19 protein-coding genes are annotated in these 21,596 nt (G+C 61.1%); 7 read left to right on the forward strand and 12 right to left on the reverse strand.

Annotated features, from left to right (window positions below; genetic code table 11):
- Positions 1–16 precede the first annotated feature (16 nt).
- From VNZ65_RS17220 to VNZ65_RS17240, 5 genes are all read right to left on the reverse strand, one after another.
- Entirely contained in the window at positions 17–1,294 is a 1,278-nt protein-coding gene (locus tag VNZ65_RS17220) for an MFS transporter (protein ID WP_325671135.1), read from the reverse strand.
- 163 nt (positions 1,295–1,457) lie between these two features.
- Entirely contained in the window at positions 1,458–2,243 is a 786-nt protein-coding gene (locus tag VNZ65_RS17225) for an NAD(P)-dependent oxidoreductase (protein WP_325671137.1), read from the reverse strand.
- A complete protein-coding gene (locus tag VNZ65_RS17230; protein WP_325671139.1) occupies positions 2,240–3,130 on the reverse strand; it encodes an SMP-30/gluconolactonase/LRE family protein in 891 nt (296 codons plus the stop codon). The genes VNZ65_RS17225 and VNZ65_RS17230 overlap by 4 nt, the downstream gene beginning before the upstream one ends.
- A 92-nt stretch (positions 3,131–3,222) precedes the next feature.
- Positions 3,223–4,572 carry a glucarate dehydratase gene (gene gudD / locus VNZ65_RS17235; RefSeq protein ID WP_325671141.1) on the reverse strand — a complete coding sequence of 450 codons (1,350 nt, stop codon included), beginning with the start codon at positions 4,570–4,572 and terminating at the stop codon, positions 3,223–3,225.
- A 156-nt stretch (positions 4,573–4,728) separates the two neighbouring features.
- Positions 4,729–5,802, reverse strand: coding sequence for a LacI family DNA-binding transcriptional regulator (locus tag VNZ65_RS17240; protein ID WP_325671143.1), 1,074 nt, complete (start codon positions 5,800–5,802; stop codon positions 4,729–4,731).
- Between the two features lie 171 nt (positions 5,803–5,973).
- Here VNZ65_RS17240 and VNZ65_RS17245 point away from each other — a divergent pair, with 171 nt between their 5' ends.
- The 4 genes from VNZ65_RS17245 to VNZ65_RS17260 all read left to right on the forward strand — a co-directional run bounded on the left by VNZ65_RS17245 (position 5,974) and on the right by VNZ65_RS17260 (position 11,111).
- Positions 5,974–6,768, forward strand: a complete 795-nt coding sequence (locus tag VNZ65_RS17245) for a DeoR/GlpR family DNA-binding transcription regulator (RefSeq protein ID WP_325671145.1) — start codon at positions 5,974–5,976, stop codon at positions 6,766–6,768.
- 370 nt (positions 6,769–7,138) lie between these two features.
- Positions 7,139–8,674 carry a glycerol-3-phosphate dehydrogenase gene (gene glpD / locus VNZ65_RS17250; RefSeq protein WP_325671147.1) on the forward strand — a complete coding sequence of 512 codons (1,536 nt, stop codon included), beginning with the start codon at positions 7,139–7,141 and terminating at the stop codon, positions 8,672–8,674.
- 132 nt (positions 8,675–8,806) lie between these two features.
- Positions 8,807–10,303, forward strand: a complete 1,497-nt coding sequence (glpK, locus tag VNZ65_RS17255; protein WP_325671149.1) for a glycerol kinase GlpK — start codon at positions 8,807–8,809, stop codon at positions 10,301–10,303.
- Between the two features lie 94 nt (positions 10,304–10,397).
- Positions 10,398–11,111: an MIP/aquaporin family protein gene (locus VNZ65_RS17260; protein ID WP_061937263.1), complete on the forward strand. Its 714-nt coding sequence runs from the start codon at positions 10,398–10,400 to the stop codon at positions 11,109–11,111.
- Positions 11,112–11,258: 147 nt separating this feature from the next.
- On the opposite strand, the gene VNZ65_RS17265 is transcribed toward VNZ65_RS17260, so the two are convergent.
- The 3 genes from VNZ65_RS17265 to VNZ65_RS17275 form a co-directional block, all read right to left on the reverse strand.
- Positions 11,259–11,759, reverse strand: a complete 501-nt coding sequence (locus VNZ65_RS17265) for a glutathione peroxidase (RefSeq protein ID WP_325671153.1) — start codon at positions 11,757–11,759, stop codon at positions 11,259–11,261.
- Positions 11,756–12,892 (reverse strand): PilT/PilU family type 4a pilus ATPase, encoded by a 1,137-nt coding sequence (locus VNZ65_RS17270; protein ID WP_061937269.1) that lies wholly within the window; start codon positions 12,890–12,892, stop codon positions 11,756–11,758. Before VNZ65_RS17270 ends, VNZ65_RS17265 begins: the two co-directional genes overlap by 4 nt.
- A gap of 98 nt (positions 12,893–12,990) precedes the next feature.
- Entirely contained in the window at positions 12,991–14,034 is a 1,044-nt protein-coding gene (locus tag VNZ65_RS17275; protein ID WP_325671155.1) for a type IV pilus twitching motility protein PilT, read from the reverse strand.
- Between the two features lie 185 nt (positions 14,035–14,219).
- Between VNZ65_RS17275 and VNZ65_RS17280 the strand changes: the two genes are divergently transcribed.
- Together VNZ65_RS17280 and proC are read left to right on the forward strand one after the other, a co-directional pair.
- Entirely contained in the window at positions 14,220–14,966 is a 747-nt protein-coding gene (locus VNZ65_RS17280; RefSeq protein ID WP_325671157.1) for a YggS family pyridoxal phosphate-dependent enzyme, read from the forward strand.
- Positions 14,963–15,787, forward strand: coding sequence for a pyrroline-5-carboxylate reductase (gene proC, locus VNZ65_RS17285; protein WP_325671159.1), 825 nt, complete (start codon positions 14,963–14,965; stop codon positions 15,785–15,787). The genes VNZ65_RS17280 and proC overlap by 4 nt, the downstream gene beginning before the upstream one ends.
- Positions 15,788–15,882: 95 nt before the next feature.
- Here the strand turns inward: proC and VNZ65_RS17290 are convergent, their stop codons facing one another.
- The 4 genes from VNZ65_RS17290 to recG all read right to left on the reverse strand — a co-directional run bounded on the left by VNZ65_RS17290 (position 15,883) and on the right by recG (position 20,364).
- Positions 15,883–16,203, reverse strand: coding sequence for a DUF883 family protein (locus tag VNZ65_RS17290; protein WP_325671161.1), 321 nt, complete (start codon positions 16,201–16,203; stop codon positions 15,883–15,885).
- Positions 16,204–16,273: 70 nt separating this feature from the next.
- Positions 16,274–17,128 (reverse strand): 4-hydroxybenzoate octaprenyltransferase, encoded by an 855-nt coding sequence (gene ubiA, locus VNZ65_RS17295; protein WP_325671163.1) that lies wholly within the window; start codon positions 17,126–17,128, stop codon positions 16,274–16,276.
- Positions 17,129–17,204: 76 nt separating this feature from the next.
- Positions 17,205–18,152 carry a LysR substrate-binding domain-containing protein gene (locus tag VNZ65_RS17300; RefSeq protein ID WP_325671165.1) on the reverse strand — a complete coding sequence of 316 codons (948 nt, stop codon included), beginning with the start codon at positions 18,150–18,152 and terminating at the stop codon, positions 17,205–17,207.
- Between the two features lie 82 nt (positions 18,153–18,234).
- Entirely contained in the window at positions 18,235–20,364 is a 2,130-nt protein-coding gene (recG, locus tag VNZ65_RS17305) for an ATP-dependent DNA helicase RecG (RefSeq protein WP_325671167.1), read from the reverse strand.
- A gap of 151 nt (positions 20,365–20,515) precedes the next feature.
- Here recG and queA point away from each other — a divergent pair, with 151 nt between their 5' ends.
- Complete coding sequence (gene queA / locus VNZ65_RS17310) at positions 20,516–21,544, forward strand: tRNA preQ1(34) S-adenosylmethionine ribosyltransferase-isomerase QueA (protein ID WP_325671169.1); 1,029 nt, start codon at positions 20,516–20,518, stop codon at positions 21,542–21,544.
- Positions 21,545–21,596: the final 52 nt, after the last annotated feature.

The following is a 21,596-nucleotide window of genomic DNA, read 5'->3' on the forward strand; positions in this document are numbered from 1 at the left end:
CTCCAGGATGCTTGATTCAGATTCTTGATACAGTGACGCTGCTGTCTTTGTAGCCGCGATACAGCAGGAACAGGATGGTGGCTCCTACCACGTCGAACATGCCCAAAGCCGCAAACAGCGGGGTATAGCCGATCGATTCGGCCAGTTGCCCGATCAGCAGTGAAAACGAGAGGCCGCCTATCCAGCTGATCATGCCGGTCAGGCCGTTGGCGGTGCCGACTTCGCGGGTGTTGAAGACGTCGGTGGTCATGGTGTTGACCAGGCCGGAAATCATCTGGTGGGAAAAGCCGCCTATGCAGAACAGGGCGATCGCCATGTAGGGGCTTTCCACATAGCCGACAAAGCCGACGCTGGTCATCAGCAGGGCGCCGGTAGCGATGCCGGCGATGCGCGAGTTGACCAGCTTGAACTTGAAATGCTTCATCAGGAAAGGTGACAGGTAGCCGCCCAGGATGCCGCCCATGTCGGCGGCGAAGAAGGGCATCCAGCCGAATATCGCGAACTCTTTCAGATTCATGCCGCGCACCGAAATGAAGTAGAGCGGAATCCAGAAATTGAAGGTTTGCCAGGCCGGTTCGGCCAGGAAGCGCGTGATGGCGATGCCCCAGAAGCGGCGCGTGCTGACGATAGTCTTGACGGATGGCTTGGCGTGCGCCTGGCTTTCGGCGACGCTTTCCTGGCCGGAAAGGATGTAGTCGCGTTCGGCATCGGTCAGGTTAGGATGGTCCTTGGGGGCGCGGTAAAAGAAGAACCACAAGCCGGCAAAGATGAAACCGAGCGCGCCGGTCACGATGAACGCCGCTTGCCAGCTGTGCTTGTACAGCAGCCATGCCACCAGCACCGGCGCGATCACGGCGCCCATGGAGGTGCCGGCATTGAAATAGCCGACGGCGACCGAGCGTTCCTGCTTCGGAAACCATTCCGACACGGCTTTTACCCCGGCCGGAATCGCCACCGCTTCGGTCAGGCCAAGCATGCCTCGGAAGAATGCCAGCGAGATCCAGCCTGTGGCAAAGCCATGCAGCATGCCTATCACCGACCAGGCGGCGGCAAACAGCGCAAAGCCGACTTTCAGGCCGAGAAAATCGATCACATAGCCGCACACCGGCTGCATGATGGTGTAAGCCACCTGGAAGGCGGCGACAACGTATGAGTATTCCTTGGTGCTGAATCCGAGATCGTGCTTCAGCGTGTCCGCCAGCACTCCCAGCGAATTGCGCGAGATGTAGTTAAGGATGGTGCCAAAACAGACGAGGGCGATAATCCACCAGCGCAGGCCTTTGATGCGTTTCATATGGGTTGTCTCGGTTAGTTTTTATCATTGATCGCCTTGGCGGCGTCAGGGTGTTTCCGGAACGGCGGCACTGTCAAAACAATCCAGGCGCAGGCCGCCGGCCTGCTTGTGACGGCGCTCGCTCATCTGCCTCGCGCAAGCTTGGAAGAGGGTAAAAGGGCCGTCATTTTGTGTTGGAATAATCCGCGGAGGCAAAGCCGCCGCCCTGGAAGCGCTCGGCCTGCGGCCCGCCCCGGCTCGGGATGGCGGCGATCCGGGCGGCGAACTGTTCCGCATTGTCTTGCGGCTGATAACCGATCGGATTGTCGCTCTGTTGCCACCAGCGCTGGGTATTGGCCGATACGCCATACATGATCTGGAATCCGACCTGCGGCGCTTCGATGCAGCATTCGGCCAGGTGCTGCATGTCGGCGTGCGATAACCATGTATGCAGATGACGCCGCTCGAACGGTTCAGCCTCGAACGAGCCGATGCGCAGGCAAACCGATTCGACGCCGTGCTTGTCGAAATACAGCCGGGCGATGCCCTCCCCCCAGACCTTGCTGATGCCGTACAGGCTGTCCGGCCGCACTGCGGCGTACTCGTCGATCTCGATTTCCGTGGCGTACATGCCGATGGCGTGGTTGGAACTGGCGTAGATCACGCGCACCGCATGGGCGCGGGCCGCCTGATATACGCTGAGCAGGGCTTTCAGGTTGTGCTCGATCAGCAGCTCAAGTTCCAGGTCGGTGCCGATGCCGGCCATGTGCACCACAGCGTCCGCACCTTCCAGCAGCGCTGCGCAAAAAGCCGCATCGCGCAGATCGCCGGTGTACAGGGTTTCATGCACGGCCATCGCGCCCAGCGGCTTGATATCGTTGAGCCGCAGCTGATAACGGCCGTCCGACCAGCCTTGCCTGAGAACCTTGCCGATATTGCCGGCGGCGCCGGTCAGCACGATGGTTTTCATGCTCCGAACTCCGCCACCGGCGTGCCCGCCACCGGCATGTCGACCGCAAACAGCGCACCGGCCAGCGGCTCACGCGCCAGCTCCTCGGCGTTCATGTTTTCAGTGAGCGAGGTGACGTACAGCGTGTTGAGGCCGGCGCCGCCGAAGGCGCACATGGTCGGGCGCGAAACCGGCAGCGGCAAATATCCCAGCAGCTGGCCCTGCGGCGAGAATTTGTTGATGCGTCCGGCAGTGATGCCGCAGCCCCAGTAATTGCCTTCGGCATCGACGGCGCCGCCGTCGGGGCGGCCCCATTCCGGCTGCATCTGTACAAACACCTGGCGCGGACCGAGCGTGCCGCTGGCGACGTCGAAATCATAGCGATAGATCACTGCGCGGCGCGAATCGGAGTGGTACATGGTGCGGCCGTCCGGGCTCCATGCCAGGCCGTTCGAGACCACCAGCTGGTTGCCGTGAGCGCTGATGCTGCCGTCCGGCGCGAGCCGGTAGAGCGACGCGCAAGCCTGCTTGTCGGCGCGGTCGTCCATGGTGCCGGCCCAGAAGGCGCCGTCCGGTCCGGTCTTGCCGTCGTTGAGGCGGTTGTGCGAGATGTGCGGTTCCGGATGCGCGATCAGGGTCCAGCTGGCGTCAGCCGGATCGAACCAGTGGAAGCCGCTGCGCAATGCGGCGACGATCTTGCCGTTCTTCGCCAGGCTGATCGAGCCGATGGCGGCAGGCGCCGGCCAGCTGCGCTGTTGTCCCGAGGCGGGGTCAAAGCGGTGCAGCGCGGGCTTGAGGATATCCACCCAGTACAAGACCTGTTCACGCTGCGACCACACCGGCGATTCGCCGACGATGGCGCCCTCGGCGCGGATCACGCGGACAGGGAAATCAAATTGCTGGATCATGTTGCTACCTCATTGCTGGTCATGCGATGGATGGGCATACAGTTTGCATGATGCGGCTTTTGCTGAATCTTTGTCGCCGCCTGTCTGCTGGTTTAGCGCAGCAGGCAGGGTTTTTTGTTGTCGAATTTCCAGCCGGGGATCAGGTATTGCATGGCGACGGCATCGTCGCGCGCGCCCAGTCCCATATTGCGATACAGCTGATGCGCAGCTTCCAGCTGCGCCAGGTCGAGCTCGATGCCGAGGCCGGGTTTTTTGGGTACCTCGATCATGCCGCCGACGATCTGCAGCGGCTCCCTGGTCAGGCGCTGGCCGTCCTGCCAGATCCAGTGGGTATCGATGGCGGTGATGTTGCCGGGCGCCGCCGCCGCCACGTGCGTGAACATCGCCAGCGAGATATCGAAATGGTTGTTGGAGTGCGAACCCCAGGTCAGGCCCCATTCATGGCACATCTGCGCTACCCGCACCGAGCCCTGCATGGTCCAGAAATGCGGATCGGCCAGCGGGATGTCGACCGATTGCAGCTGGATTGCGTGGCCCATTTCGCGCCAGTCGGTGGCGATCATGTTGGTAGCGGTTTTCAGGCCGGTGGCGCGGCGGAATTCGGCCATGACTTCACGCCCGGAAAAGCCGTTCTCGGCGCCGCAGGGATCTTCAGCATAGGCCAGCACCGCATGCTGGTCGCGACAGAGGCGGATCGCATCCTTGAGCAGCCAGCCGCCGTTGGGATCGAGCGTGATGCGCGCCTGCGGGAAGCGTTCGGCCAGCGCGGTCACGGCTTCCATTTCATCTTCGCCGCGCAGCACGCCGCCTTTCAGCTTGAAGTCGTTGAAACCGTAGCGCTGATGGGCTGCTTCCGCCAGCGCCACCACGGCCTGCGTATCGAGCGCCGGCTGATGGCGCAGGCGCAGCCAGTCATCGTCGCTGTCAGCTTCGCTGACGTAGGGCAGGTCGGTGGCGGTGCGGTCGCCGATGTAGAACAGGTAACCCAGCATCTTTACCGCGTCGCGCTGCTGGCCTTCGCCCAGCAAGGCCGCTACCGGCACGCCAAGGAATTTTCCCAGCAGGTCGAGCAGGGCGGCTTCAAGCGCCGTCACGGCGTGGATCGCGATGCGCAGGTCGAAAGTTTGCAAGCCGCGGCCGCCGGCGTCGCGTTCGCTGAATGCGCTGCGGGCGCTGTTGAGAATCGCCTGGTAGTTGCCGATGGCTTTGCCCAGCAGCAGCGGCCGCGCATCTTCCAGCGTTTGCCGGATGCGTTCGCCGCCCGGCACTTCGCCGACGCCGGTATGGCCGGCGCTGTCGGTGAGGATCACGATGTTGCGGGTGAAATAAGGACCGTGTGCGCCGCTCAGGTTGAGCAGCATGCTGTCGCGTCCGGCCGCCGGCACCACGCGCATGTCGACGATGAGGGGACTGCCTGGAACCTGTTTGCTCGATGATGTCATGTGTGGCTGCCTGTGACTGAAAGATGTCGAATCGGTAGTGCCGCTTGCAATCCCTGCTTTTTGGAATGCGTTTTTTTACAAAATGGGACCGCTACCAATTCAAATGGTAGCGGTCCCATTTTTGGCTGTCAATGCTTATTTTTGTAACAGAAGGGCTTAAACGCTGGCGCGCTCTATGATGGTGAAGCCGATATCGCAGACCGGTTCGGCAACGCTTTTGCCTTCAGAGCGGGCAATGATGAAGCGCGCCGCGGTGCGGCCGATGACCGTGCCGTCGATGCGCACGGTAGTCAGCGGCGGCTGCAGGTCGCGCGAAAAACCGAGGTCTCCCAGGCCGATCACCGCCAGCTGTTGTGGAATGGAGATGCCGCTGGCTTGGGCCTCAATCATGACGCCCAGCGCCAGCATATCGGAGCTGCAAAACACGGCGTCGATATCGGGGGCGCGCGCCAGCAAACCGGTCAAAGCGCTGCGGCCATTGCCAAGCGTGGTCGGCGCCGCCACTTCGCAGGAGGGAATCTCGCTTGCCCCTGCCGGCGCCATGCCGAGCCGGACTGCTTCCTGGGAAAACGCGCTGACGCGGCGCCGGCTGCGGTCGTCGCTGGCGCCGATGGCGGCGACCCGGCGGCGGCCGGCGGCGTGCAGGTATTGCGCCACTGCGATGCCGATCTTTTCATGGGAGAAACCGACCAGCATGTCGACCGGGGTCGGCGTCAGGTCCCAGGTTTCCACCACCGGAATGCCGCTCGCCAGCAAGCGCCGGCGCGCCTGCGCCGAGCGGTTGATGCCGGTCAGCACGATGCCGTCGGGGCGGCGGCCGATGATAGCGTCCAGCAAGGCATCTTCGCGTGAATTTTCATAGCCGCTCTGGCCCAGCATGACCTGGTAGCCGGCGGCGGCCAGGGTATCGGTCAGCGACTCCACGGTTTCCAGGAACATGGGGCCGGACAAGGTGGGAACCACTGCCGCCACCAGACGGCTTTTCTGCGATGCCAGCGCGCCTGCCAGCAAGTTCGGCACGTAGCCGGTCTGCTGTACGGCGGCCTGGACTTTTTGCAGCACCTTGGCGGACACCGCATCCGGTGTATTGAGTGCGCGCGAAGCGGTGATCGGCGCCACGCCGGCCAGTTTGGCGACGTCGCGCAAGGTAAAGCCGCCAGTCTTGCGGCCGCCTTTGCGGCGCGCAGTGACATCGGCAACGACTGCATCCAACAGGGTTTCTTTTTCCATGGCGAAATTCTAACATCAATGAAAATGATACCGTTACCATTTTGCAAGTTGTCATGCAAATCTGTCGCGTCCGATAGAATAGGCCGCTACAATCCAGGCTGGATTCTCCCTCTGCGGCGGAATTCCCATCATAATAAAAATCTTTGGAAAAATACGCACGGGACAGGTTTCATGCCAGAAATATCAACGCTAAAGCTGAATGGCCGTCAACAGGAGCTGTTGAGCTATGTGCAGCGCGACGGTTTCGTGACGGTAGAGCATCTGGCCACGCGCTTCCAGATTACCCAGCAAACCATCCGCCGCGATATCAACCTGCTGGCCGAGCTGAACCTGCTGCAGCGCTACCACGGCGGCGTCGGCCTGCCGTCCAGCGCCGAGAATATCGCTTACGGCGCGCGCCAGGGCTTGTATTCGGAAGAAAAGCGCCGCATCGCCGCGCTGGTGGTCGAACATATTCCCGACCAGGCTACGCTGTTCATCAATCTCGGCACCACCAATGAGGAAGTGGCGAAGGCGCTGAGCCGGCGCCGCAACCTGCGCGTGATCACCAATAATCTGAACGTGGCGGCGATCATGAGCGGCTACCCCGGCTGCGAAGTGATCATCACCGGCGGCGTGGTGCGCGCGCGCGACCTTGGCATTACCGGCGATGAGACCATCGATTTCATCCGCCGCTTCAAGGTCGATTTCGGGATCATCGGCATTTCCAGCATCGAGGCTGACGGCACCCTGCGCGATTTCGATTATCGCGAGGTGCGCGTATCGGAAGCCATCATCGAGCATTCGCGCACGGTATTCCTGGTGGCCGACCATTCCAAGTTCCGCCGGCCGGCGCTGGTGCGGCTGGGCGATATCTCGAAGGTCAACGCCCTGTTCACCGACCAGCCGGTGCCGGAAGAAATGAACGGCATCTTTGCCGACGCCAAAATCGATGTATTCGTAGCAGAGAGCAACCCATCCAGCTAATCCCATGCCGGCAGAAAATGGCCGGCTTGCCTGTCTTGTTTCTTGTTGCTTGACGGCGACACAGCTCGTTTTCCTCTGATTTTCCTCATATTGTGGCCTACCGTCCGGCGCGGGTTCGCTCATCTTTTTGACGTGCCGACGCATTCCTGCCGCCAATGGCGAGATTGAAATTAGCTATCTTTACTTAAGTTTATTTCTATCGGTAAATTATTTTTGATAAATATAAATGATTATCTATGTTCGAATTCGAACAATATACTTTCGAATATAAATATTTTATGATGTGCGGTGACATTACGAACATGCTGGTTTTGCATTTGGCAATAAGCTGTTTGTCCGATGGGTAGGTTACCGACACAAGGAGATAGCTGTGGCATCAGGTGAAATTGTAGATTTGCTGGTAGTGGGCGGCGGCGTTAACGGCGCCGGAATTGCGCGCGACGCAGCCGGCCGTGGTTTGAGCGTATTGCTGTGCGAGCAGGACGACCTGGCTTCGCATACTTCTTCCGCCAGCACCAAGCTGATCCATGGCGGCCTGCGCTACCTGGAACATTACGAATTCAGCCTGGTGCGCAAAGCGCTGCAAGAGCGCGAGCTGCTGCTGCGCCTGGCGCCGCATATCATCGCGCCGCTGCGTTTCGTCATGCCGCATGTATCGAGCTTGCGCCCGGCCTGGATGATACGGGCCGGCCTGTTCCTCTACGATCACCTCAGCAAGCGTGAATTGCTGCCCGGTTCGCGCGGCATCGATTTCCGCAAACACGTCGCCGGCGCGCCGCTCAAGAAAACCCTGAGCAAGGGCTTCGTCTATTCCGATGCCTCGGTGCAGGACGCGCGGCTGGTGGTGCTCAATGCCATGGACGCCAAGGAACGCGGCGCCACCATTCTCACCAGGACGCGCATGATACAGGCGCGTCAAGGCAGCCAGTACTGGGACGCCACACTGTTGTCGACCGAAACCGGCGAAACCAGCGAAGTGCGGGCGCGCTGCATCGTCAACGCCGCCGGTCCATGGGTTGCCAGCCTGCTGAACGGCGCCCTGAATACGCCGGCACAGCACCACATCCGCCTGGTCAAGGGCAGCCATATCGTCACCAAGCGTCTGTTCGATCACGACCATGCCTATATTTTCCAGAATCCGGACAAGCGCATCGTCTTTGCGATTCCTTATGAAGACGACTTCACGCTGATCGGCACCACCGACGTCGAATACAGCGCCGATCCGACCAAGGTCGGGATTTCAGAAGAAGAGACTGCCTACCTGTGCGAATCGGTGAGCCGTTATTTCGAAAAGGCGGTGACGCCGCAGCAAGTGGTCTGGTCGTATGCAGGCGTCCGTCCTTTGCTGGAAGAAGAAGTCGCCAATCCGTCCGCCGTCACCCGCGACTACAAGCTGGAGCTGAGGAACGAACCTGGCCTGGCGCCGGTGCTGTCGGTATTCGGCGGCAAGATCACCACTTATCGCCGCTTGGCGGAAGAAGTGATGGAACATCTGCAGCCGCTGTTCGGTTACATGAAATCGCACTGGACCGCGCATGAAGCGCTGCCGGGCGGCGACATCGCCAACGCCGATTTTGCCGAATTCCTGCGGATTTTCCAGCAGCGCCACGCCTGGCTGCCAGCTTCGCTGGCGACGCGTTATGCGCGCGCTTATGGCACCCGCACCGCGCGTCTGCTGGATGGCATACACGATGTCGCGGCGCTGGGAGAACTGTTCGGCGCCGACCTGTATGAAGCGGAAGTGCGTTACCTGATGCGCAATGAATGGGCGCTGACGGTGGAAGATATTCTGTGGCGCCGTTCCAAGCTGGGATTGCGTCTTGATGCTGTTGCGGTAGACAGGCTGCGCACGTGGTTGCAGGAGCAGGCGCAAGTACCGGCGCCGGTTGCCGCCATGCTGGCCTGAGATTCATCCCGGCCTTGCAGGCAGCAGCACTGCCTGCGCAGCCGGTAGATAAAACAGACGGATCCAGCCGCTTGGCGGGATCAAAGTCGCCCCGATCCGCAATGCCGGATTACCAACCTTGGAGTAGACAAGTTGAAAGATAAATACATTTTAGCCCTGGATCAGGGGACTACCAGCTCGCGCGCCATCCTGTTCGATCGCCAGGGCAATATCGTTTCTTCAGCGCAGAAAGAATTCCGCCAGATTTATCCGCAGCCGGGCTGGGTCGAGCATGATCCGCAGGAAATCTGGTCAACCCAGGTCGGCGTCGCCGCAGAAGCGTCTACCAACATCGGCTTGAACGGCACTTCGATTGCCGCCATCGGCATCACCAACCAGCGCGAAACCACGATCGTCTGGGATCGCGAAACCGGCAAGGCCATCTACAACGCCATCGTCTGGCAAGACCGCCGCACCGCAGCCTTCTGCGACCAGCTGAAAGCCGACGGCCTGGCGGAAACCATCCGCGCCAAGACCGGCCTGCTGGTCGACTCCTATTTTTCCGGCACCAAGATCCGCTGGATCCTGAACAATGTCGACGGCGCCCAGGCGCTGGCCGACCAGGGCCGCCTGCTGTTCGGCACAGTGGATACCTGGCTGGTGTGGAACATGACGCGCGGCAAAATGCACCTGACCGACGTCTCGAATGCTTCGCGCACCATGCTGTTCAATATCCATACCATGCAGTGGGACGACGAGCTGCTGGAGATCATGGGCGTGCCGCGCAGCATGCTGCCGGAAGTGCGTTCCTCCAGCGAAGTCTACGGTCACACAGAGGTGTCCGGCTTTGGTTCGGAAATTCCGATCGCCGGCATCGCCGGCGACCAGCAAGCCGCGCTGTTCGGCCAGATGTGCACTCAGCCTGGCATGGTCAAGAATACCTATGGCACCGGCTGTTTCATGGTGATGAACACCGGCAGCAAGCCGATCATTTCCAAGAACAATCTGCTGACCACCGTGGCCTGGAAAATCGGCAATGAAGTCAGCTACGCGCTGGAAGGCAGCATCTTCATCGGCGGCGCCGTGGTGCAGTGGCTGCGCGACGGCCTCGGCATCATCAAGACCTCCACCGAAATCGAAGCGCTGGCGCGCAGCGTCAAGAGCAGCGACGGCGTCTACCTGGTGCCAGCCTTTGCCGGCCTCGGCGCACCGCACTGGAACCCGCACGCGCGCGGCACCATTTTCGGCATCACCCGCGGCACCACCGCGGCCCACTACGCTCGCGCGGCGCTGGACAGCATCGCCTACCAGACCATGGATGTGCTGAAGGCGATGGAAGCCGATGCCGGCATCGTGATCCCGGAACTGCGGGTGGACGGCGGCGCCACCGCCAACAACCTGCTGATGCAATTCCAGTCGGACATCCTCGGCGTCGATGTGGTGCGTCCGAAAGTCACTGAAACCACGGCGCTCGGTGCGGCCTATCTGGCCGGCCTGGCGGTTGGCTACTGGAGCAGCACGGACGATGTGCAAGGGCAATGGCAGCTGGATCAGCGCTTCAAGCCGGCATTGCCGGCGGCGGAAGTGCAGAGTGGCATCAAGGGCTGGCAGCGCGCGATTGCGGCGGCCACGGTGTGGGCCGATTCCTGACCTGAATCCGGATTATTCCGTTATTGAATGAGATGCAGGACAGAGCATTGGCTTGCTCTGTTCCATCCCCCTCCTATTTCCGAAAGAGTTTGTGATGACTCCCTATTTAGCTGAATTCGTGGGCACTGCCCTGATTGTCCTGCTTGGCAACGGTGTGGTTGCCAACGTTTTGTTGAGTAAAACCCACGGCCACGGCAGCGGCCTGATCGTGATCACCGTCGGCTGGGCGATGGCGGTGTTTGTCGGCGTGTTCGTCGCGGCCTCGTCCAGCGGCGCCCACCTGAATCCGGCGGTGACGCTGGCGCTGGCAGTGGCCGGCAAGTTCGCCTGGGCCAGTGTGCCGGCTTATATCCTGTCGCAGATGCTGGGCGGCATGATGGGCGCCTTCCTGGTGTGGCTGGTGTACCGCAATCACTTTGCTGAAACCGCCGACGGCAATCTCAAGCTGGCCGCATTTTGCACGGCGCCTGCGATCCGCAACAAAGTCGGCAATGTCGTGTCGGAAGTGGTCGGCACCTTCGTGCTGGTGTATTGCGTGTTGAATATCGCCTCGCCGACTATGGGCCTGGGTGCGCTGGATGCGCTGCCTGTGGCGTTGCTGGTGATGAGCATCGGCGTGTCGCTCGGCGGCACCACCGGTTACGCGATCAATCCGGCGCGCGACCTGGGTCCGCGCCTGATGCACGCCTTGCTGCCGATTCCGGGCAAGCGCGACAGTGACTGGGGTTACGCCCTGGTGCCGGTGGTCGGTTCGATTACCGGCGGCATTCTGGCGGCGCTGGTGTACGGCTTGCAGATGGCGCATTAAACAGCTAGCAAGAACCTAGCCGTAGGGTGGGCACGCCTTTGTGCCCACGCGTGACCGGGATAACCGGAATACAGGCCCGCGCAGCATGGCAATGGCAGGTACGTGAAGTAGTTTCCGCGTGGGCACGATGTGCCCACCCTACTGTTTTTATCCCAGCAGTTTTTCTATATCGGCCGCCAGCGATTCCGGCTTGGTTTGCGGCGCGAAACGGTCGATAATCGCGCCGTCCTTGTCCACCAGGAATTTGGTGAAATTCCATTTGATGCCTTCGCTGCCGAGCAAGCCCGGCGCCGCGTTTTTCAGATACTGATAGAGCGGCGCGGCGTGGTCGCCGTTGACGTCGATTTTCTCGAACAAGGGAAACGTCACGCCGTAGTTCTTTTCGCAAAAAGCGCCGATTTCGTCGGCAGTGCCCGGTTCCTGCGCGCCGAACTGGTTGCAGGGGAAACCCAGCACTTCAAAGCCCTGTGCATGGTATTTCTGGTAAATCTCTTCCAGGCCTTTGTACTGCGGCGTGAAACCGCAGTTGCTGGCGGTATTCACGATCAGCAGCACCTTGCCGCGGTAAGCCCCCAGCGCGGCGGGTTTGCCATCCAGCTGATTGACGGTAAAGTCGTAGATCTTTGTGGCGCTAGTGTCCTTGCTCATACGATCCCCAGATGTTCAGTGCCGGCAGACAGGTCGCGGTCTTTTGCGTCCTTGCCACGCAGTTTGATGGAAAGCCGCAGGTCGTTGACCGAATCGGCATTGCGCAAAGCGTCTTCATAACTGATTTTATCGTCTTCGTACAAATCGAACAGGGCCTGGTCGAAAGTCTGCATGCCGAGCTCGCGCGACTTCTTCATGATTTCCTTGATTTCATGGACATCGCCCTTGAAGATCAAGTCCGAAATCAATGGCGAATTCAGCAAAATCTCCACTGCGACCGCGCGGCCTTTTACCGTTTTGAGCGGCACCAGGCGTTGCGAGACGATCCCTTTAAGATTGAGCGACAAGTCCATCAGCAACTGCGGCCGGCGTTCTTCCGGGAAGAAGTTGATGATGCGGTCGAGCGCCTGGTTGGAACTGTTGGCATGCAGCGTGGCCAGGCACAAGTGGCCGGTTTCAGCGAAGGCGATGGCGTAGTCCATGGTTTCGCGGTCGCGGATTTCGCCGATCAGGATCACGTCCGGCGCCTGGCGCAGGGTGTTCTTCAGGGCCACGCCCCAGTTTTCCGTGTCGACGCCGACTTCGCGCTGGGTCACGATGCAGTTCTTGTGCGGATGGATGTATTCGACCGGATCTTCAATCGTGATGATGTGACCGTAGCTGTTTTCATTGCGGTAGCCGATCATCGCCGCCAGCGTGGTCGACTTGCCGGAGCCGGTGGCGCCGACCATGATCACCAGGCCGCGCTTGGTCATCGCAACTTCCTTGAGCGTGGGCGGCAGGCCCAGGTCTTCGAATTTCGGGATGTCGGTGGTGATCGTCCGCAGCACCATGCCGACCCGGCCCTGCTGGATGAAAGCAGAAGCGCGGAAGCGTCCCAGGCCGCCAGGGCTGATGGCGAAATTGCATTCCTTGGTTTCTTCGAAATCCGCCGCCTGCTTGTCGCTCATGATGGCGCGCGCCAGTTCCAGCGTATGGACGGCGGTCAGCGCCTGGTTCGAGACCGGCGTGATCTTGCCGTCGATCTTGAAGGCCGGCGGAAAGTCTGCGGTGATGAACAGGTCGGAGCCGCGCTTGCTGACCATCAGTCGCAGCAGGTCGTGCATGAATTTGGTTGCTTGATCTCGTTCCATGTCTATCCTAGTAAAACAATAACAGTATCAGGGTGGCGCAGGGGCGGACTGCATGACACATCATCCGCCTTTTTCAGTTTGGTTGCGGCGAATGCTTGTTAGCCGGGGAAATTATCCGGCGTCTTGGCCGCGGCGCGCGCCGTCGCCAGCGAAATCACGTTGCGCTTGACCAGATCGGTGAGGTTGCTGTCCAGGGTTTGCATGCCCATGTTGCTGCCGGTCTGGATCGCCGAATACATCTGGGCGACCTTGCTTTCGCGGATCAGGTTGCGGATCGCCGGCGTGCCCAGCATGATTTCATGGGCGGCGACGCGGCCGGAGCCGTCCTTGGTTTTCAGCAGGCTTTGCGAAATCACCGCCTGCAGCGATTCCGACAGCATGGCGCGCACCATTTCTTTTTCTTCCGCCGGGAAGACGTCGACGATACGGTCGATGGTCTTGGCGGCAGAGGACGTGTGCAAGGTGCCGAACACCAGGTGGCCGGTTTCAGCGGCAGTCATGGCCAGGCGGATGGTCTCCAGGTCGCGCAACTCGCCCACCAGGATCACGTCCGGGTCTTCGCGCAAGGCCGAGCGCAGCGCATTGCTGAACGAATGGGTGTGCGGGCCGACTTCGCGCTGGTTGATCAGGCACTTGTTGGACTGATGGACGAATTCGATCGGATCTTCGATGGTCAGGATATGGGCGTATTCGTTTTCATTGACATGGTTGACCATCGCCGCCAGCGTGGTAGATTTGCCTGAACCGGTGGGGCCGGTGACCAGTACCAGGCCGCGCGGCTTGAGCGAGAGTTCGGCAAAGATGCGCGGCGCGTTGAGCTGTTCCAGCGTCAGCACGGTGGAAGGAATGGTCCGCAGCACGGCGGCGGCGCCGCGGTCCTGGTTGAAGGCATTGACGCGGAAACGCGCCAGGCCCGGGATCTCGAACGAGAAATCGCACTCCAGGTGTTCCTCGTAAGCCTTGCGCTGGCCGTCGTTCATGATGTCATAGATCATCGAGTGCACGTCTTTGTGCTCGAGCGGCGGCAGGTTGATGCGGCGCACATCTCCATGAACCCGGATCATCGGCGGCAAGCCTGCGGATAGATGCAAATCGGATGCCTTGTTCTTCACCGAAAAAGCCAGAAGTTCGGAAATGTCCATTTATAATCCCTGTGCTGAATTTTGTTTGTTGAAAGGCATCTTTGGCGCCGCATGCTACCTTGTAGCGCTTTCTTCACGATCCGGCCAGCGGCAAAGTCCTGAAAAAAGTTTCCAAATCAGCCAGCTGAAGGCGTTTGGTGATACAAGCGAGTAGTTCTTTACGGCAATTTCCAAAGTCTCCGATTATGTCCTTAATGTCCCAGAAGTTGCAAGCCGTCCATGCCAGTATTCAGGCCGCAGCCGCTGCGGTGTCGCGCCAGCCTGACAGTGTCGCCTTGCTGGCGGTCTCCAAGACCTTCGGCGCCGACATGGTGCTGGAGGCGATCGCCGCCGGCCAGCGCGCCTTTGGCGAAAACTATCTGCAGGAAGCCATCGCCAAGATAGCGGCGGTCGATCTTGCGCTGCAAGCCGGGGATGGCGCCGCGGTTGCCCGGTCCTTGCTGGAATGGCATTTTATCGGTCCGATCCAAAGCAACAAGACGCGTCCGATCGCAGAAAACTTTGCCTGGGTGCATACCGTGGAGCGTGAGAAAATTGCCCAGCGCCTGTCCGAGCAGCGGCCGCCGCAGCTGCCGCCGCTGAATATCTGCCTGCAGGTCAACATTAGCGGCGAGGCCAGCAAGAGCGGCATGGCGCCGGCCGAGGTGCTGGAAGCGGCGCGCGCCATCATCGGATTGCCGCGGCTGGTGTTGCGCGGCCTGATGGCGATTCCCGAGCCGACCGAGGATTTAGAGAAACAGCATGCGGCATTCCGCCAGACGCGGGAACTGCTGCAGCAATTACAAGCCGGGCTGCCGGCGCATGCCGCGCAGCTGGATACTTTATCGATGGGCATGTCGGCCGACATGGCGGCGGCGATCGAAGAGGGCGCCACTATCGTGCGCGTCGGCAGCGCCATTTTTGGACAACGTAAGCGGACCATTCAATCATGAAAAAGCAATTGAACATCAGTTTCATCGGCGGCGGCAATATGGCGTCTGCGCTGATCGGCGGCCTGGCAGGCAAGGTCACCGACGGCGGCAATATCCATGTCATCGATCCCAACCTGGAGGCCTTGCAGAGCCTGGCGCAGCGCTTCGGCGTGACGCCGGCCAGCGAGATCGACGCCATGGTCAGCGTCAGCGACGTCATCGTGCTTGCGGTCAAGCCGCAGCAGATGAAGCAGGTGATAGGCTTGCTGCGGCCCTATCTGACGACGCAAATGGTGCTGTCGATTGCCGCCGGCATCCGCGCCGCCGACATCTCGCGCTGGCTCGGCGGGCATGACGTCATCGTGCGCTGCATGCCGAACACGCCGGCGCTGATCGGCAAGGGCATCACCGGCATGGTTGCCGGCGCTGGGGTGTCGCCGCAGCAGCGCGAGACCGCCGACCTGATCATGCAGGCGGTCGGCAGCACGGTGTGGCTGGACGACGAGGCGAAGATCGATGCGGTGACGGCGGTATCCGGCAGCGGCCCGGCCTATGTGTTCTATTTCATCGAGGCGATGCAGCAGGCGGCCCAGGAACTGGGACTGACCGCGGAGCAGGGTATTGAACTGGCCAAGGCGACGTTTACCGGCGCGGCGCAGCTGGCGGCGCAATCGGCCGAACCGGTTGCCTTGCTGCGCGAGCGCGTCACCTCGAAAGGCGGCACGACCTATGCCGCCCTGACCAGCATGGAAAACGCCGGCGTCAAGCAGGCGATCATTGACGCCGTCAAGGCGGCGGCGGCGCGCGGGAAAGAACTGGGCGACGAGTTCGGGCGCGACTGAACGTCGCTGTGCAAAACTGCAGAGCTAAAAAAACAGCGCCAACCGCATTGCGGTTGGCGCTGTTTTTTTGAAATGCTGCCGTACTGCGGTAGATCTTATCTGTTGCGGCCGATCGCCAGGCCTGCCAGCAAGCCGATAACGGCCGCTACGCTGACTGCCTTCCATGGATTGTCGCCAACGTATTCGTCGGTGGCATGCGCGGCGTGCTTGGTCTTTTCTACCGCTTTCTTGGTCGCTTTCGGCAGTTCCGATTTGGCGGTTTCCAGCGCCGCTTTCAGTTTCGCGCGCGCCTGGTTGTACTTGGTTTCGGCGTGGTCATGGGTATCGTCGAGCAGGTTTTCTGCATCCTTGATGACCGATTTCAATTCGCCAGCCAGATTGTCGCGCATCTCTTTTACGTTGTCGGTAGTAGCCATGTTTGCCTCTTCAATGTGGATTGCGGGGAAAGGTGTTGCCTAATATATCACATAAGATGACGAAGGGTTTTCAGCGCAGGGCATAATCCAGCGCAATGCCGGCAAATACCGCCGCGCCCAGCCAGTTATTGTGGCGGAAAGCGGCAAAGCAGCCGGCCCGGTCGCGGTTGCGGATCAGGCGGTAGTGATAGACCGCGCAAGCGGCCGCCAGCAGCATGCCGGCGCTGAACCAGCCGCGCAAGCCGTACTGCCAGCCTACAGCAAATACTAAACCCAAACTGGCTGCATAACAAAGCATGATCGCCAGCACGTCGTAGCGGCCGAAGGTGATCGCCGAAGTGCGGATGCCGATCTTGAGGTCGTCGTCGCGGTCGACCATGGCGTATTCGGTATCGTAGGCCACGGCCCAGAACACATTGGCGACCAGCAGCAGCCACGCCGCTGCCGGCACGCTTCCCTGTACCGCGGCAAAGCCCATGGGAATGCCGAAGCCGAAGGCGATGCCCAAGTAGGCTTGCGGAATCGCGAAGAAGCGTTTGAAGTAGGGATAGCTGCCGGCGACGATCACGGCAATCACCGACAATTCCTTGGTCAAGGCGTTGAGCGGCAGGATCAGCAGCAGCGACAGCAGGGTCAGCAGCACGGCCACCATGACGGCTTCCCAGGCGGCGATCTTGCCGCTGGTGAGCGGCCGCTCGGCGGTGCGCTTGACGTGCTTGTCGAAATCGCGATCGGCGAAATCGTTGATGGCGCAGCCGGCCGAACGCATCAGTGCAGTGCCGAGGCAGAAAATCGCCACCAGCGTCCATGCCGGTTTGCCTTCTGCAGCCAGCCAGACGGCGGCCAGGGTCGGCCACAGGAGCAGCAGGATGCCGATGGGTTTGTCCATGCGGATCAGCTGGAAATAGAGTTTGAGACGGTTCATTGCGATGTCGGTGATCAAAAAAAGAGACCTTGAAAAGGTCTCGGGGGTCTCGGTGAAGACGGCGGCCGGGGCCGCTTCAGCCTTCGATGGCGAGCGCGTCATGCAGCAGGCTGACGCCCTTCAGTCCGCAGGCCAGCACAGCCTTTTGCACGGCTTCGATGGCCGCGTGGCGGGTAAAGCTCTTGCGCCAGACGATCACCACGCGGCGTGACGGCCCGGGGGCGGTAAACGGCACATAGCGCAGCATGCCGTCCTTGGCGTCGAGGTCCGGCACGGACGCTTGCGGCAGCACCGTGATGCCGATGCCGGACGCCACCATGTGGCGTATGGTTTCCAGCGACGAGCCTTCAAAGGTGCGGGCAATGCCGTCGCCGGCGGTCGAGAAACGCGACATTTCCGGACACACTTCCAGCACCTGGTCGCGGAAGCAATGGCCGTTGCCCAGCAATAGCATGGTTTCCGATTTCAGGTCCTGGGCGCTGATGCTGGTGCGTTCGGCCCAGGCATGGTGCTTGGGGAGCGCTACCACGAACGGTTCGTCGTACAGCGGCTGCACCATCAGGCCGTGCTCAGGAAACGGCAGGGCGATGATGGCGGCGTCCAGTTCGCCCTGGCGCAGCAGCTCCAGCAGGCGCACGGTGAAATTTTCCTGCAGCACCAGCGGCATCTGCGGCACTTGCTCGATCATGGTTTTCACCAGCGGCGGCAGCAGATACGGGCCGACGGTGTAGATGATGCCGAGGCGCAGCGGTCCGGCCAGCGGATCCTTGTTCTGGTTGGCGATTTCGCGGATGGTGGCAGTCTGTTCCAGCACCCGTTCCGCCTGCGCCACGATCTGCGCGCCCAGCGGCGTCACCGAGATTTCAGTGCCGCCTCTTTCGAAGATCACCACGCCCAGCTCGTCCTCCAGCTTCTTGATCGCGACGGAGAGGGTCGGCTGCGCCACGAAACAGGCTTCCGCAGCATGGCCAAAGTGCTTTACGCGCGCTACCGCGACGATATATTTGAGTTCGGTCAGAGTCATGTTGTTATCTTCGCATATTTTTTAAGAGAGGATGTATCTCCATGTTTCAATGCCATTTTTGCATGCCCGTAGCGCCGGCTCGCTAAACCTTGAGGAAGTCTTCCCGCCCGCCCAGCCAGCGCGCCAGATGGGCGCTGACCGTGGCGTTGTTGGCCGGCGTCGGTTCCTGCAGCAGGGCATGCGCCAGTTCGCGCGCGCGGTCGACCAGCCATTGGTCGGTCATCAGGTCGGCGAAGCGCAGCATGGCCTGGCCCGACTGCCGTGCTCCCAGGAATTCGCCGGGGCCGCGGATTTCCAGGTCGCGCCGGGCGATTTCAAAACCGTCGGTGGTTTCGCGCATGGTCATCAGGCGCTGCTTGGCGATATGGCCGAGCGGACTTTGATACAACAACAAGCATACGCTGGCTGCAGAACCGCGTCCAACCCGGCCGCGCAGCTGGTGCAGCTGCGACAGGCCGAAGCGTTCCGCATGCTCGATCACCATCAGCGAGGCATTCGGTACATCGACCCCGACTTCAATCACGGTGGTGGCCACCAGCACGTGGCAGTCGCCGGCGCTGAAGGCGTCCATCACTTCCTGCTTCTCGGCCTGCTTGAGGCGGCCGTGCACCAGGCCGACGCGCAGGTCGGGCAGCGCCTCCGCCAGCATGGCGTAGGTTTCGGTGGCGGTCTGCAGCTGCAAGGCTTCCGACTCTTCGATCAGCGGGCAGACCCAGTAAGCCTGGCGGCCGTCCTGCACCGCGGCGTGGACGCGCGCAATCACCTCGTCGCGCCGGATCTGGTCGACCGCACGGGTGACGATCGGCGTGCGGCCAGGCGGCAGTTCGTCGATCACCGAAATTTCCAGGTCGGCGTAATAGGTCATCGCCAGCGTGCGCGGGATCGGCGTGGCGCTCATCATCAGCTGGTGCGGCACCACGGCTGCGGCTTTTGCCGTCGCCGCCGAGGCCTCCTCGCCGCCATTCTCGGAGGTGGTCTTGTTGCGCAGCGCCAGCCGCTGTCCGACGCCGAAGCGGTGCTGTTCATCGACAATCACCAGCCCCAGCTTGGCGAACTGCACGCTGTCCTGGATCAGGGCGTGGGTGCCGATCACCAGCTGGGCGGCGCCGGATTCGATCATGGCTTGCGCCGCCAGCTTTTCCTTTTTCTTGAGGCTGCCGGTGAGCCAGGCGACCTGCACCCCGAGCGGCTCCATCCAGGCAGCGATCTTGCGGAAATGCTGGTCGGCCAGTATTTCGGTGGGCGCCATCAGCACCGCCTGATAACCGCTGTCGATCGCCTGCGCTGCGGCCAGCGCCGCCACTACGGTCTTGCCGCTGCCGACGTCGCCTTGCAGCAGGCGCTGCATCGGAAACGAAGCGCGCAGGTCGGCGCTGATCTCGGCGACCACCCGCTGCTGCGCCTTGGTCAAGGTAAACGGCAGGGTCGCCAGGAAGGCGGCAGACAATTTCCCGACCAGCGGCAAGGCCCGGGCATTCTTGGCGCGGCGCGCGACCTGGGCGCGTTTCAGGGACAGTTGCTGGGCCAGCAGCTCATCGAATTTCATCCTGACCCAGGCCGGATGCGAACGGTCTTCCAGCGCATGCTCGTCGACTTCCGGCGGCGGATTGTGCAGCAGGCGCACGGCGTCTTCAAACGGACTCAGCTGCTGCGCCGCCAGCTGCGCCGACGACAAGGTATCGCGCCATTCGATGTTCTGCATGGCGTCAGCGATCGCCTTGCGCAGGAATACTTGCGACAAGCCTTCGCCGGCCGGATACACTGGCGTCAGGACCTCGGGCAGGGGCGCGCCTTCCAGTACCACCTTATAATTGGGATGGACCACCTCGGCGCCGAAAAAGCCATGGCGGATTTCGCCACGTGCGCGGACCCGCGTGCCGACCGCCAACTGCTTAGTCTGGCTGCCGTAGAAATTCAGGAAGCGCATCACCAGCTGGCCGCTGGCGTCGGTGAGTGTCACAATTAGCTGGCGGCGCGGCCGGTACTGGATCTCGCAAGCGCTGACCACCCCCTCGACTTGCGCGGTGCTGGAGCCCATCATGCCGGCCTGGCGGATGCTGACGACCTCGGTTTCGTCCTCGTAGCGCAGCGGCAGGTGCAAAACCAGGTCCATGTCGGTGCGCAAGCCGAGTTTTTCCAGCTTGCTGGCGCGGGTGTTCGCGACGGGGCCGGAGGCGGGTTTGGCAACAGGTTTTCGCTTTGGAGCTGGCATATCGGGTTGTTAATGGGCGGCAGGGCGTAAAATAGCGGGTTTGCTCAATTTTGCGCTGTCGCCCTGTCATGGACGGATTTCAGCGCTTGCCATTGTAAAGCCTATAGCTGTAATGGCAACCCGAGCGTCATTTTTCATTATTTATCCAAGCATGCATTCTCTTTCCGACTACGATTTCGACCTGCCGCCAGAACTGATCGCGCAAACGCCGCTCTCCGAGCGCAGCGCCTCGCGCTTGCTGCACCTGGATGGCGAACAGTTGATAGATCGCCAATTCACCGACATTGTCGACCAACTGAATGCCGGCGACCTGCTGGTGTTTAACGATACCCGGGTGCTCAAGGCGCGCTTCTTCGGCATCAAGGAAACCGGCGGCAAGGTCGAAGTGCTGGTTGAACGGGTGGTGGATGACCGTACCGTGCATGCCCAGGTACGCGCCTCGAAATCGCCGCCGGCCGGCACCGTGATTCGCCTGGCCGATGCGTTCGACGTCACGGTAGGCGAGCGCGTCGGCGAATTCTATACGCTGCGCTTTCCTGCCGATGTGTTCGAACTGATCGACGCCCATGGCCGCCTGCCATTGCCGCCCTATATCGAACACGATGCCGATGCCTTTGATGAAACCCGCTATCAAACGGTGTATGCCAAGCATGCGGGCGCCGTGGCTGCGCCCACCGCCGGTTTGCATTTTGACCAGGCGCTGCTGGAGCGCTTGCGCCAGAAGGGCATAAGCTTCGCCTATGTCACGCTGCACGTAGGCGCCGGCACCTTCCAGCCGGTGCGCAGCGAAAACCTGGCGGAGCACAAGATGCATAGCGAGTGGTACACCATCGGCGACGCCACGGTGGAAGCGGTGCGCGCCGCCAAGGCCGGCGGCGGCAAGGTGGTTGCTGTCGGCACTACCAGCTTGCGGGCGCTGGAATCGGCTTCGCAGTCCGGTGCCCTGCAGGCTGGCAGCGCCGATACTGCCTTGTTCATTACGCCGGGCTATCGTTTCAAGACGGTGGATCGCCTGATCACGAATTTCCATTTGCCGAAATCGACCTTGCTGATGCTGGTGTCGGCGTTTGTAGGATACGACCGGATTCGGACCGCCTATGATCATGCAATCAAGCAACAGTATCGGTTTTTCAGCTATGGCGATGCGATGTTGCTTTCCTTGCAGGAGATCGATGAATAAACGTAAAGCTGAACCTTACGTTTATTTCCGATTACCTTGACAATTAATCGAG

The sequence above is a fragment of the Collimonas sp. genome (assembly GCF_035566555.1).
Lineage (GTDB): Bacteria > Pseudomonadota > Gammaproteobacteria > Burkholderiales > Burkholderiaceae_D > Collimonas.